This window comes from Streptococcus sp. 1001283B150225_161107_H12 (assembly GCF_015552665.1).
Taxonomy (GTDB): domain Bacteria; phylum Bacillota; class Bacilli; order Lactobacillales; family Streptococcaceae; genus Streptococcus.
The window spans coordinates 192,681-205,902 of record NZ_JADNFC010000001.1; the positions used below are offsets into that span (position 1 = coordinate 192,681).

The window sequence follows — 13,222 nt, forward strand, 5'->3', positions numbered from 1 at the left end:
ATGGAGATTCTTGTATACGCCATTGTCTTTTCCTTAATCCTGATTGTCTCCAATGCGACTAATAAGTTGATTCCTACCTTGCCCCTCCCTTTGATCCAGATATTATTGGGGATTGGGATTGGCTTTCTCTTACCCAATTCGGAGTACCACTTAGATACCGAGCTCTTTTTGGCCTTGGTTATTGGACCGCTCCTCTTTCGAGAGGCAGAAGAAGCAGACATTACCTCGATTCTGAAGCACTGGCGCATCATCGCCTTTTTAATCTTCCCAGTTATTTTTATTTCGACCCTTAGCTTGGGGTGGTTGGCCCATCTCTTGTGGCTAGGAATTCCACTAGCGGCCTGTATGGCAGTAGGGGCAGCGCTCGGGCCGACTGATTTGGTGGCTTTTGCCTCCCTTTCGGAACGCTTTACCTTTCCAAAACGAATCTCCAACATTCTAAAAGGAGAGGGCTTGCTCAATGATGCTTCAGGTTTGGTGGCCTTTCGTGTGGCTCTAGCTGCATGGACCACTGGAGTCTTTTCCTTGGGCCAAGCTAGTTGGGACTTGGTCATCTCTATTTTAGGAGGGTTTGCGGTCGGGATTGTGACAGCTGCTGTCAACCGTGGGCTTCAAAAATTACTGCTCAGTGTTCGGGCAACGGATATTGCCAGTGAACTCATTTTAGAATTGAGTCTCCCCTTACTGACCTTCTTTATCGCAGAAGAGATCCATGTATCAGGGATTATTGCGGTTGTCGTAGCTGGGATCCTAAAGGCTAGTCGGTTTAAGAAAATTACCCTACTAGAAGCCAAGGTGGATACGGTCACGCATACGGTATGGAATACAGTCAATTTTGTCCTCAATGGGTCTGTCTTTGTCCTCTTGGGGATGGAGCTGGAGATGATTTCTGAGCCAATTTTGAGGACTCCCTTTTACAACAATCTGCTCTTGATTGTGACTGTTCTCTTATTGACGGGGCTCTTGTTCCTGATTCGCTTTTTGATGGTGTATGGATTTTACTGGTATCGGGGTTTCCGATTGAAAAAATCCATTGATAAGTATCTGAAAGATGCCCTCTTGTTGACCTTTTCAGGGGTCAAAGGAACAGTGTCAATTGCGACCATTCTCTTGATACCGACGCATCTAGAAGCAGAATATCCAGTTCTCTTGTTTTTAGTAGCAGGGGTCACCTTGTGTAGTTTCTTAATCGGACTTCTCGTCCTCCCAAAACTATCCGAGGACAAAGAGGAATCCAATGATCATTTGATGCATATTGCTATCTTGAATGATGTCGTCATGCTATTGGAGAAAGAGTTGACGGTGACCAAGCAGAAGGGTCCTTTATACGCGGCGATTGATAATTATCATGGACGGATAGAAAATATGATTCTCAATCAGGAGGATAAAGCGACTCAAAGAGACTGGGAACAACTGAAACTCCTTATTCTCAGTATCGAGAATGATGGCTTGGAACAGGCTTATGAAGAAGGAAAGATTCGAGATAGAAGTTACCATGTCTATCAACGTTATCTTCGATCCATGGAGCAGAAGGTCAACCGCAATCTGTCATCGCGCCTGACCTATTATTTCTTGGTGCTCTTCCGCTTGCTCCGACTGCTGTTGCACGAGCTTGTGACCTTTGGATCCGGTATTCGGGCATGGAAAAACGGAGAGAATTACAAGCTTGAAGCCATCGACTATGACCAGATTGCTGCCTTGTATCTGGCCAATACGGAAATCATTATCGAGAGTTTGGAAAACCTAAAAGGGATTTATCGGAGTACCTTGATTTCCTTCCTTCAAGAATCTCGTCTGCGGGAAACATCGTTGATTACTAGTGGTGCTTTTGTAGAGCGGGTTATCAATCGCATCAAGCCCAATAATATTGACGAGATGCTAAGAGGCTATTACTTAGAGAGAAAATTGATTTTCGAATATGAGGAGCAGCACTTGATTTCGGCCAAGTATGCGCGTCGCATGCGCCAAAATGTCAACGAATTGGAAAACTATTCCTTAAGAGAAAGTGCCAATACTCTTCCTTATGACATGATCAATTATGCTCGAAATCGGTAAAAATGGTTTCCAGCTAAATAGAAGAAAAGAGATTGGTGACGCTTGTCCCAATCTCTTTATTTTAAATCTTAGTAGTTTTTTACTGGTCTGGCTGGATGTAGTAGCGGTCTTCTCCGATTGGAATTAGCTGGACTTGTCCTCCGTAAAAGGCTGATAGCGTTTCTTGGGTGAGAATTTCCTCCTTAGGTCCTTGGGCAAAACTTTGTCCCTCCTTGAGGAGAAGGACATGGCTAAAGGACTTGGTGATTTCCTCTGCATGGTGGGTGACAAAGAGAATGGTCGGTGCCTTTTCCATCTGCTTGATCTGTTGGATCAGCTGAAAAATCGCTTCCCTAGCAAATAAGTCAAGCCCACTGGAGGCTTCGTCAAAGATGAGAAGATCGGGTTCTTCCATGAGACTGCGGGCGATAAGAATCGTCTGTTTTTCCCCTTGAGAGAGGGTCCGGTATTTTCGCCCGATTAAAGAAGCAGCACCGATGCGACGCAACATGGATCGTGCCTCCTCGAGTTCTTTTTCTCCATAAGCTGCATAGAGAATGCTACTCTTGTATTTTCCAGTGAGGACGATTTCTTCTGGGGATAGAGATTCAGGGATGCGCTCAGAAATAAAGGAGCTGACCACTCCGATTCGCTTACGAAGTTCCGGAATGCCCCCTTGTCCAAATTGTGTTCCAAGGACAGAAACCTCCCCTTCCGTTTTCCAATATTCCGCCATTAGGAGACGGAGTAGGGTCGATTTGCCAGCACCATTCAGTCCAAGGATGGCCCAGGTTTCCCCTTTATTGACGGTCCAATTCAAACGGGAAAGGAGATTTTTTCCTTCTTTTCTGAGAGTGACGTCTTTCAGTTCAATTAATCTTTCTTTCATCTTTTTAACCTTCATAAAAATATTCTCTATTTTACCATAAATATGATAAAATAGCAGATAGGAGGAAAGGGATGTTTCATAAAAGTAAATTATTTTTCTGGACCTGTGAAGTCCTATTATTAACAATTATATTCTATATTTGGGGAAGTATGGGAAGCCTGATCTCTCCCTTTGTATCCGTTCTGAATACCATTATTCTTCCATTTTTGATTGCTGGTTTCTTGTACTACATCACCAATCCAATCGTAGAATTTTTGGAAAAGAAATTTCATCTGAATCGAATTTTGGGTATTCTATTAACCTTGGTAACCCTTTTTGGATTGATTATTTATGGGATTGTTTATATCCTGCCTATTTTGATCAACCAGTTGACAAGCTTGATTAATTCAACCCAAGGCTTGTATTGGGAAGTGCAAAGTTTTGTGACGAAGTTATCAAAGAATCCAGCCTTTCAGAGTATCAATATCCAATCAACCATTCAGCAGTTAAACCTATCTTATGTGGATATTCTACAAAATATCTTAAACAGTGTGACCAATAGTTTAGGTAGTGTTGTGTCAACGATTGTCAATACACTCTTCATTCTGGTGATGACACCGATATTCCTGGTTTACTTCTTGATTGATGGGAAAAAACTACTACCGATGTTAGAGCGGACCATCCTGAAAAATGACCGGCGGAATATTACCTCTCTCTTAGTGAGTCTCAACCAAACAGTTTCTCGCTATATTAGTGGGATTTCTATCGATGCTTTAATCATCGGGACTTTAGCCTTTATTGGCTACAGTTTTATCGGTTTGAAGTATGCCTTGGTCTTTGCGATTTTCTCAGCCTTGGCTAACCTCATTCCTTACATTGGACCGACGATTGGCTTGATTCCTATGGTGGTTACCTATGCCTTCACGGATTTCAATATGATGATCAAAGCTGTTATCTTCATGCTCATCGTCCAACAGATTGACGGAAATATCCTCTACCCTCGGATTGTGGGAGGGGTGATGAAGGTGCATCCCATTACCATCATGGTCCTCTTGCTCTTATCCAGTAACATCTATGGTGTGATTGGGATGGTTGTGGCCATTCCGGTTTATTCGATCGGTAAAGAGATCGTGAAATTCCTCGTGGCCTTGTATGAAAATCATAAAAAGACAAAGGAACAGCGCAAGCAAGAAGAGTATGGAATCATCAATAAATCCTAACAGAATAAACGAGAAGGGAATGGGTGACCATTCCTTTCAAATTGAAGATAAAGTCTTCTAAAAAAACTTTCCTTAGGTGAGTAGGGACGTCAGCGAACTTCGTCGAAGTTCCATGACTAATTATTGAGCCTAAGGTCTCAATAATTCCGAGTGCCTGAAACATAATTGTTTCAGGCACTTTTCTCACAGCGGAAAGTTTTAGCTCTACTTGAATGACTCAAAAAATAAGAGTCATTTTTTGAAAATTATCTAGCTGTTTTATGTAAAACAATAGTATGTCTACATTAAAAAAGGAATGGGTGACCATTCCTTTTTGAGTATGGACTTAAACAGGATAAGCTAAGTACTTGAATCTTAAAGTTTTAGCTTTCCTTTAAGAAAATATGTTATAATGAATTAGTAATGATACAAAATCAAGGAGTTTCTATAAGATGATAGAATTGCTTGCCAAAAAGCAGCGACGCCAAATGCGTTTGCTAGAAACATTAATTCGTGAAAAGCGCTGGTTTCATTTGAAGGAACTCGCTGAAATGTTAGATTGTACAGAGCGGTCATTAAAGGAGGATCTTTCAAATTTACGGACGGTCTTTAATGAATTTTTGATTGAATCTTCGACAAATGGTATTAAGATTAGCTATGACGATTCGATTGGGATTGAGGTGGTCTATCATCACTTCTTTAAAGAATCTACAGCTTTCTCCCTCTTGGAATACTTGTTCTTCCATAAGGATGTTTCCAGTGACTTAATTTGTAGACGGTATAATCTCAGCCAGCAATCATTTTATCGCTTGATTCGAAATATCAACCAAATTATTCAGGAAAAGTACAATATTCGAATCACCTTGAATCCTCTAAATGTTGTGGGGGATGAAGTCGATATTCGATTTTTCTATTCCCAGTATTTTGCAGAGCGGTATTATTATTTAGAGTGGCCATTTCCAGATATCAGAGAGCAAGTCATTATTGATTTCATCACCTTCTTCTATAAATTGACAGAAATCCCACTGACTTATTCGATCTTCCATTCCTATAAAATTATGCTGACGGTCTACCTATACCGGATTAAGCAAGGTTATCGAATTGAAGGGGCCAATAATTTTGAACAATACGCCTATCTCTATCAAGAGCTCCCAAAAATCAATGAGATGCTTCGTTATTTTGGTTTGCAGCTGGGTGTAGAATTTAATGAAGAAACCATTGAACAGCTCTTTATTATCTTCCTACAGAAACGCTTCTATTTTACTCCACAGGATTTGATCGACGCTACTGAGGAAGATGCTGTTACAAAAAAATCCTATATTTTAGCCTCTCAATTTCTTGATCACCTGAGTGAATCTTATGGTTTAGAACTTGAGAATTATGAAGAGATGATCATGCATATTCACAACACTGCCTATTTGGAGCGGCGTGAAATCTTTGGTGAATTTCTTCTCTATGATACCAAGAGCTATACCAATGAGGATTATCGAACCCTCTTCCCTAAATTTTATCAGGATGTTGAAACTGGTTTGTATCACTATCTTAAAGAGATGGGCTTTCATGAAAATCCTGAAAACCTCAAGCATCAGATTTATACCGTATTTTCACATTGGGAAAATCTATTGCCTCAACTATTAAGGAGACGGACAGCTGTCAAAGTCTTAATCATTAGCCGATACGATGACCATCATGCCAAGTCCATGATTGATTTCTTAAAATTCTATTGTACGGATAACTTTGAATTTTCACAGGTCATCAAGCATGACTTTAATCTTCATGAACTAGAGCATACCGAATATGATGTCATTGTTGCCAACTTTATGATTCCGAATATCAAAGGGAAAAAATTTATTTGTACAAGTAGTTTGACCCTTTTGGAACTTGTAGAAAAACTGAATGTACTCTTTTATGATTTTACACGTTATGGAGTATAACTGAGCCTTCCCTCCTCTTTTAGGAGGGAAATTTTTGCAACTATGCACCATTTTAAAAAATATGATATAATGGGCATTATTACTATACATTGAGGAGAATATCCATGGAAGACCCTGGCAGTCAGGATTTAATACTGCAATTTGTTTTACTATTTGTATTGACCTTATTAAATGCATTTTTCTCTGCAACGGAGATGTCGATGGTATCGCTGAACCGTTCTCGCGTAGAGCAAAAGGCTGAGGAAGGCGATAAAAAATATATTCGTCTCTTAAAGGTATTGGAAAATCCCAACCACTTTTTATCTACGATTCAGGTTGGTATTACCTTGATTACCATCTTGTCTGGGGCAAGCCTAGCTGATGATCTTGGGAAAGTTATCGCTTCTTGGATGGGAAATACGGAGACAGCACGTGCGATAGCTAGCTTCCTCTCACTGGCTTTTCTGACCTATATTTCAATTGTATTTGGTGAGTTATATCCGAAGCGTATTGCCATGAATCTGAAAGATAGCTTGGCTATTCGAACGGCTCCAATTGTGATTTTACTAGGAAAAATCGTTAGCCCCTTTGTCTGGCTCTTATCGGCATCAACCAATCTGGTCAGTCGTCTGACCCCTATGCAATTTGATGATGCAGACGAAGAGATGTCACGAGATGAGATTGCCTATATGCTGGCTAAGAGTGAAACAAGTCTGGATGCTGACGAGATTGAAATGTTGCAAGGAGTCTTTTCACTAGATGAGCTGATGGCGCGTGAGCTAATGGTTCCTCGTACGGATGCCTTTATGGTGGATATCCAAGATGATACCAGAGAAATCATCGAAAGTATCTTAAAGCAGAATTTTTCTCGTATTCCTGTCTATGATGATGACAAGGACAATGTCATTGGTCTGATCCATACCAAACGTTTGCTTAATGAAGGTTTTGTGAATGGATTTGATAACATCGCTCTTCGCAAGATCCTTCAGGAACCACTATTTGTACCGGAAACGATCTTTGTGGATGATCTTTTGAAGGAGCTCCGGAATACACAAAATCAGATGGCCATTTTGCTTGATGAGTATGGAGGAATGGCTGGTCTGGTAACCTTGGAGGACCTTCTTGAGGAAATCGTCGGTGAAATTGATGATGAGACCGATAAGGCTGAAAATGACGTATTTGAAATTGAACCCAACCTCTATATTGTGCAGGGGATTGTGACCCTAAATGACTTCAATGAGTATTTTGATGTGAAGTTGGAAAGTGATGATGTGGATACCATTGCAGGCTACTACCTGACTGGTGTCGGACGGATTCCAGGTCACAAGGAACGCTTGAGTTTTGAAGTAGACAGTATGAAGAAGCATCTGATCCTTACAAATGATAAGGTAAAAAATGGTCGTGTCACCAAGGTGAAGGTTGAGGTCAGTGACCTAGTCGATGAAGATGAGCAAGCGACAAAAGGTCAAGAATAAGAACATCAAATCAGGGAGTTTCCCTGATTTTTTTATGCTCATTTTAGACGGATTTGCATCTCTCATGAAATTCCTTTATAATAAAATAACTAAAGGTTAGAAGGAGATCACAATGAAACAAGAAGAATGGTTAGCAGAGTTTGAGAGGGTTCATGGTCGACCGGCCAATCAGGAAGAAATCCAACAGGCTTTTGGTACGTTTGGAAGTCCAGAAACACAAACGACACCGAATACGCCCGTAAACCCAATCCAATCTCCATTTGAAGGTGCAGCACCTGTTTCCAATCAAGGACAATTTGGAGGCCCCTTACCGTTTCCAGAACAAGCTAAATTTGGAGGAGCAGCGCCAGCCCCAGAACAAACACAGTTCGGAGATGCAGCGCCAACTCCAGAGCAAACGCCATTTGGAGGAGCAGCGCCAACTTCAGAGCAAACACAGTTTGGAGGTGTGACGCCATCACCAGAACAAGCACAGTTCGGAGGTCCATCTCCGGCCCAAGCCCCATTTGGAGGTGCAAGCCCAGCTCCAAATCAATTCCAAGGTGGAGCAAGTCAGTATCAACATCAAGAACAAGCTTTTGGGCAAGGTGGAACTCAGCCACAAGCTCCTGTTCAGGAGGCGGCTCAAACAGGAGCGCCCTTCGCATCTTATAACAACACTCAGATGCAGGGAGGCTACCCAAACAATGGGCAACTGAATTACCAGGCTAGTTCCCCATATATGGGACAAGCTCCAATGCCAGGTAAGAAGTCTAAAAAAGGGCTGATTATTGGTTTATGTAGTCTTGTTGCTGTTGCAGTTTTATCTGTGCTTGCATTTTTCTTTTTTACTAAAAATCCAAATAGTATTCAAGGAAAATGGTCGGCTACTCCTGAAATGAAAAAGACAATGAAGTCTGCTTTTGCAGGCACTTTCTCTACTACATCAGATATTTCTAGTGAATTTGTAAAAGATATGGATATGATCCTAGAGGTAAAGGGGAAAAAAGTAACCATCAGTGTGATTGGTAAGATTGATTTCAAGGGAGCTGCAAAGGAACTCTATGATGATGGGGACAATGATTTTTACTCTGTTGAGGATGCCTTAGACTATATCCAAGAAAACAGTGAGAATTCCTATTTAGAGGATATGGGACTTGAAATCGATGTGAAAAAAGGCACTCTTAAAATGGTAGCCTTTGAAGGTGAGGTGGATGAAAAAGATCACCGATTCATTCAGGATGAAGATGCGAGTCATTTCCTTAAATACGATCTCAAGTATAAAATTGAAAATGGAACGCTGAAAGTTTCCGTGGATGGAAATGATTATGGAATTGAATACTCCTTTAAAAAATAAGATATTCGCTTATTTAGGCTCTTTGTCAACTGTAGTGGGTTGATGAAAAGTTATAACCTGGAGAGGACCAACTTGGTTCTCTCCTTTTTGATGTTCTTGTTTTTTACAACAAAATAGGCTCCATAATTCCTATGGTAGTTTTATCCACTACAGAAATTATAGAGCCATAAAATCAGGGTTTTTCCTGATTTTTATACTCATTTTAGTAGGGTTTGCTTCTCCTATGAATTTCCTTTATAATAAAATAAGTAAAGGTTAGAAGGTGATAGTCATGAAACCAGAAGAATGGTTAGCAGAGTTCGAGAGAGTCCATGGTCGACTGGCCAATCAGGAGGAATTCCAACAGCTTTTTGGTCAATTTGGAAGTCCAAAAACACAAGCGACACCGAATACGCCCGTAAATTCAATTCAATCTCCATTTGGAGGTGCAAGCCCAACTTCAAATCAATACCAAGGTGGAACAAGTCCGTTTCAACATCAAGGACAAGCTTTTGGGCAAGGTGGAACTCAGCCACAAGCTCCTGTTCAGGAGTCGGCTCAAGCAGGAGTGCCTTTCACATCCTATAACAATGCTCAGATGCAGGGAGGTTATCCAAACAATGGGCAACTGAATTACCAGACTAATTCCTCATATATGGGACAAGCCCCAATACCCGGTAAGAAGTCTAAGAAAGGGCTGATTATTGGATTATGTAGTCTTGTCGCCGTTGCAGTTTTATCTGTGCTTGCATTTTTCTTATTTGCTAAAAATCCTAATAGTATTCAAGGGAAATGGTCAGCTACTCCTGAACTGAAGAAAGAAATGACATCTGGTTTTAAAGAAAGTTTCACCTCGACTTTAGATATCTCTAGTGAATTTATTAAAGATGTCGAAATGATTGTGGAAGTAGAGGGTAACAAAGTAAAAATTTCTACATCAGGAAAAGTTGATTTTAAAGGAGCAGCAAAAAAACTCCTTGAAGGCGATAAAAGTTATTTGTATTCTATGGAGAATGCATTGGAGTACATTGAGGAACGAAGCAAATGGGGTTACTTGAAGGAAATAGGAGTTGAAATTGATGTTAAAAAAGGAACCATTGATATGGTGCTATTTGAAGGCGAGTTATCTGAAAAAACTCATGAATTTCTTGTAAATAGTGGTGGAAACTTTGTAATGCAATACAATCTCAAATATAAATTGGTAAACGGAACGTTAACGGTTTATCAGAATGAAGAGGATGATTTTAAATACACCTTCAAAAAATAAGATATTCGCTCATTTTGTGCCCTAATCGGGCACTTTTTTGTTGATATACGTAGAAAAAAATAAGATAATTAAAAAAATTCTGAATTTAGGCTTGACAGCTTGAAAAATTTTCGGTAAGATAGTCAACATAAAAAAACGAAAGCAGAATCTTATGAAAAACACGAACTCCGCATTGTTGAATCAAAACTTTTACTTTAGCTACTTTAGATAATGTTTGTAGACATGAACTCATGGATGCAAACGAAACGAGCAATTTGTTTGTATCTATGTGGCTAAGATTTTTGATTGTGGTCCATATAGATGATATCTAAATGGACGGCAATGCTGGCATACTTTTAAGTTTGTGAGGAATGATACCAACCGTTTAGAATCATCTAAACGGTTTTTTGTATTCTGTTTGAATGTTTTAGAGAAGGAGACATGTTTCATGAAAATTGTAAAGAAGTTAATTGCACCAGTCCTGGTAGTTGGTCTACTGATGACCTCCCTCTTGACCCTCCACCATTTGAAGACCTCTAAGCATCAAAAGATCAAGATTGGGATTTCCCAGTATATTACCCATAAGTCTCTAGATGCGACTCAAAAAGGCTTTGTCGAAGAGTTAGCCAAACAAGGTTATGTGGATGGAGAAGAGATTGAAATTGATTATCAAAATGCCCAAGGGGAGCAGAGAAATTTGAAAAACATTTCAAATCAATTGTCACAGGAAAGTGATCTTGTATTTGCCATTGCGACTCCGTCAGCACAAAGTATCGCCAATACAAGCAAAACGACTCCTGTAGTCTTTTCTGCAGTGACAGATCCTCTGGCTGCCAAGCTGGTCAAGAACTTGGATCAACCTGGTGGCAATGTGACAGGAACGAGCGACCAATCTTCAGATGCAATTGCTACGCAAGTCGATCTGATTCAAAAGGTTTTGCCAAAAGCTAAGACAATCGGTATCCTCTATACGCAAAGTGAACCCAACTCCGTCGTTCAAAAAGAGGAAGCTAAGAAGGTCCTTGAGGCCAAAGGCTACCGTGTCGTAGAGAAGACTATCTTAGATAGTAATAATGTAAAAGCGGCAGCGGACAGTTTGATGTCAGAAGTCGATATGGTCTTTGTCCCTACAGACAACATCATTTCTTCCACAATGGAAACCATCAAACAAGTGTCTTTGAAACATCAGGTTCCAGTTATTGGAGGTTCGATTGAAATGGCCCAAGTAGGAGGGCTTTATACCTATGGGACAGACTACACCGAGTTAGGGCGTCAATCTGCCCGGATGGCGATTCGTATCCTGAAAGGGGAAAAGGCAGCCAATCTGGCAGTGGAGGCCCCTAAGAATTTAGAATTGTATGTCAACAAAGAGATGGCTAAGAAATTAGGGATTGATCTCTCTGGTATAAACGAAAAGAAATAGGAGATGGTTGATGGATTTAGTATTATCAAGTTTATCTGAAGGTTTATTGTGGTCGATTATGGCCATTGGTATTTTCTTAACATTCCGCATTTTAGATATAGCGGATATGACAGCAGAAGGGGCTTTCCCACTTGGTGCTGCAGTCGTTGCGTCCCAAATCCAAGCAGGGCAAAACCCTTGGCTAGCGACCCTCTTCTCGATTTTAGCAGGGATGCTAGCAGGATTGATCTCTGGTCTTCTTCATACCAAGATGAAGATCCCAGCGCTCTTAACAGGGATTGTGACTCTGACGGGTCTCTATTCGATCAATATTAAGATCATGGGGGGCGTCCCTAATTTATCCATTGGAGATTCTAGTACCATTTTCAAGTCTGTGATGGGATTGGGTTTGTCCAATGAGGAGGCGGTCTTTGCTGTTAGTATTACTTGTTTGTTATTGGTCTGTCTGATTTTGACCCTCTTGATGAAAACCCAGATTGGTTTGGTTCTTCGTTCGACTGGTGACAATATCCCGATGAGTGAGGCCAATGGGGTGAATGTGGACACCATGAAGATTTTCGGTTACATGATTTCCAATGGTTTGGTGGCATTGTGTGGGGCTCTCTTTGCTCAGACAGATGGCTTCTCAGACGTGACTTCTGGTACAGGGACCATCGTCGTAGGTCTCAGTGCTGTTATTTTAGCAGAAGTCTTGATCCATGATTTGACCATTGGAGGACGCTTGCTTTCGATTGGAGTGGGGGCAATTGTCTACCGCCTCATTATTCTCAATATCTACGAAATTCCAAACCTAGACCAAAACTTGGTCCGTTTGTTTAATGCTATTCTCTTGGCCTTGGTCTTGTTCGCCCCAGAAGCCCAGAAACGTCTCAAGATTCGTGGATTGAAATTAACCAGCAACTAGAAGGAGAAGATAAATGGCAACATTGTTAAAAATTGAAGATATCCATAAGACATTCGAAGCAGGTACGGTCAATGAAAACCATGTTCTCAAAGGCTTGGATCTGACAGTAGAAGAAGGAGATTTCATTTCTGTCATCGGAGGAAATGGAGCCGGTAAATCGACCTTGATGAATATTCTGGCAGGTGGCCTGCAAGTGGACCAAGGAGATATCCTTTTAGAAGGAAAATCCATTAAGCAGACTAGTGTTCGGAAGCGTGCCAAGGATATTGCGCGTGTTTTCCAGGATCCTAAGATGGGGACGGCTTCCCGCTTGACCATTGAAGAAAATATGGCCATTGCTAAAAAACGTGGAGCAAAACGGGGACTCAGTTGGGGGGTCAAAGAAAAAGAACGCGAGGAATTTAAAGCAGCCTTGAAGGAACTCAATATTGGCTTGGAAAATCGCCTCAAAGTGGACACGCAATACTTATCAGGGGGACAACGGCAAGCTTTGACCTTGGTCATGGCTGCCTTGGTCAAACCCAAACTCTTGCTACTGGATGAACATACCGCAGCGCTCGATCCCAAGACCAGTGAAATGGTCATGGAATTGACGCAAAAGATCGTGGAAAGCCATGATTTGACAACCTTGATGATTACGCATGATATGAACCATGCCATCGCATATGGCAATCGGTTGATCATGCTCTACCAAGGCAAGATTGTGGTCGACGTTAAAGGGGAAGAAAAGAAGAACCTGACGGTTGAAGACTTGATGCGCCTTTTCCATCAGAACAGTGGTGAAACCTTGGTGAGTGACGAATTGGTTTTAGGATAAACGAAAAAGGATGGAGATTCCATCCTTT

The 13,222-nt window shown here is 41.0% G+C and carries 10 protein-coding genes; 9 read left to right on the top strand and 1 reads right to left on the bottom strand.

Going from position 1 to position 13,222, the window contains the following annotated elements; all coding sequences use genetic code 11:
* On the top strand, positions 1-2,055 hold the full coding sequence (locus I2C87_RS00880; RefSeq protein WP_195323681.1) for a cation:proton antiporter: 2,055 nt from the start codon (positions 1-3) through the stop codon (positions 2,053-2,055).
* 79 nt (positions 2,056-2,134) lie between these two features.
* On the opposite strand, the gene I2C87_RS00885 is transcribed toward I2C87_RS00880, so the two are convergent.
* On the bottom strand, positions 2,135-2,938 hold the full coding sequence (locus I2C87_RS00885) for an ABC transporter ATP-binding protein (protein ID WP_195323682.1): 804 nt from the start codon (positions 2,936-2,938) through the stop codon (positions 2,135-2,137).
* Positions 2,939-2,994: 56 nt separating this feature from the next.
* Here I2C87_RS00885 and I2C87_RS00890 point away from each other — a divergent pair, with 56 nt between their 5' ends.
* The 8 genes from I2C87_RS00890 to I2C87_RS00925 all read left to right on the top strand — a co-directional run bounded on the left by I2C87_RS00890 (position 2,995) and on the right by I2C87_RS00925 (position 13,194).
* Complete coding sequence (locus tag I2C87_RS00890; protein WP_048715385.1) at positions 2,995-4,122, top strand: AI-2E family transporter; 1,128 nt, start codon at positions 2,995-2,997, stop codon at positions 4,120-4,122.
* A gap of 431 nt (positions 4,123-4,553) precedes the next feature.
* The gene (locus tag I2C87_RS00895) at positions 4,554-6,035 is read left to right on the top strand and encodes a M protein trans-acting positive regulator PRD domain-containing protein (protein WP_195323683.1); all 1,482 of its coding nucleotides are present in this window, start codon (positions 4,554-4,556) and stop codon (positions 6,033-6,035) included.
* Positions 6,036-6,139: 104 nt separating this feature from the next.
* Positions 6,140-7,489 (top strand): hemolysin family protein, encoded by a 1,350-nt coding sequence (locus I2C87_RS00900; RefSeq protein ID WP_023027140.1) that lies wholly within the window; start codon positions 6,140-6,142, stop codon positions 7,487-7,489.
* A 112-nt stretch (positions 7,490-7,601) separates the two neighbouring features.
* Positions 7,602-8,825, top strand: coding sequence for a hypothetical protein (locus I2C87_RS00905; protein ID WP_195323684.1), 1,224 nt, complete (start codon positions 7,602-7,604; stop codon positions 8,823-8,825).
* 271 nt (positions 8,826-9,096) lie between these two features.
* Positions 9,097-10,071: a hypothetical protein gene (locus I2C87_RS00910; protein ID WP_195323685.1), complete on the top strand. Its 975-nt coding sequence runs from the start codon at positions 9,097-9,099 to the stop codon at positions 10,069-10,071.
* Positions 10,072-10,498: 427 nt separating this feature from the next.
* Positions 10,499-11,473 (top strand): ABC transporter substrate-binding protein, encoded by a 975-nt coding sequence (locus I2C87_RS00915; protein WP_195323686.1) that lies wholly within the window; start codon positions 10,499-10,501, stop codon positions 11,471-11,473.
* A gap of 10 nt (positions 11,474-11,483) precedes the next feature.
* Positions 11,484-12,377: an ABC transporter permease gene (locus tag I2C87_RS00920; RefSeq protein ID WP_195323687.1), complete on the top strand. Its 894-nt coding sequence runs from the start codon at positions 11,484-11,486 to the stop codon at positions 12,375-12,377.
* A gap of 13 nt (positions 12,378-12,390) precedes the next feature.
* Positions 12,391-13,194 carry an ABC transporter ATP-binding protein gene (locus I2C87_RS00925; protein ID WP_048689747.1) on the top strand — a complete coding sequence of 268 codons (804 nt, stop codon included), beginning with the start codon at positions 12,391-12,393 and terminating at the stop codon, positions 13,192-13,194.
* Positions 13,195-13,222: the final 28 nt, after the last annotated feature.